This window comes from Nocardia aurea (assembly GCF_003123685.1).
GTDB classification, from domain to species: domain Bacteria; phylum Actinomycetota; class Actinomycetes; order Mycobacteriales; family Mycobacteriaceae; genus Nocardia; species Nocardia aurea.
This window is the reverse complement of sequence record NZ_QCYJ01000025.1, coordinates 1-562: the sequence shown is the minus strand read 5'-3', so window position 1 is coordinate 562 and position 562 is coordinate 1. Positions and strand designations below refer to the sequence as shown.

The window sequence follows — 562 nt, the reverse complement described above, 5'->3', positions numbered from 1 at the left end:
ACCGCTGAGTCCACGCCACCGGACAGGCCGCAGATGGCGTGCCCGTCACCGATCCGAGCGCGGATCCGCTCCACCTGGTCGTCCACGATCGACGCCGTGGTCCAGTTCGGCCGCACACCCGCGATGTCGTGCAGGAACCGCCGCAGCACCTCCTGCCCGTGGGGCGAGTGCGCCACCTCCGGGTGGTACTGCACTCCGGCGAGTCGGCGTTCGACGTTCTCGAACCCGGCCACCGGCGCGCTGTCACTCCTCGCCGTGACCTCGAACCCTTCGGGCGCCTCCGTCACGCAGTCACCGTGACTCATCCACACCGGGTGCCGCGCGGGCAGCCCCTCGTGCAGAGCTCCTCCCGTGACGCCGAGCTCGGTACGTCCGAACTCACGGGTGCCCGTGTGTTCCACCGTGCCGCCGAGTGCCTTCGCCATCGCCTGGAAGCCGTAGCAGATGCCGAACACCGGTACTCCGGCTTCGAACAGCGCCGGGTCCACCCCGGGCGCGCCGTCGGCGTACACACTCGCCGGACCGCCCGACAGGATGATGGCGGCCGGGTCGCGCTCGAGGA

Annotated in this window: 1 protein-coding gene; it reads right to left on the bottom strand. The window is 71.0% G+C overall.

What is annotated here, in order from left to right; translation table 11 throughout:
• Window positions 1-562, bottom strand: a 562-nt coding sequence (gene guaA / locus DAT37_RS10390; protein ID WP_157978389.1) for a glutamine-hydrolyzing GMP synthase, incomplete at both ends; no start/stop codon positions are given.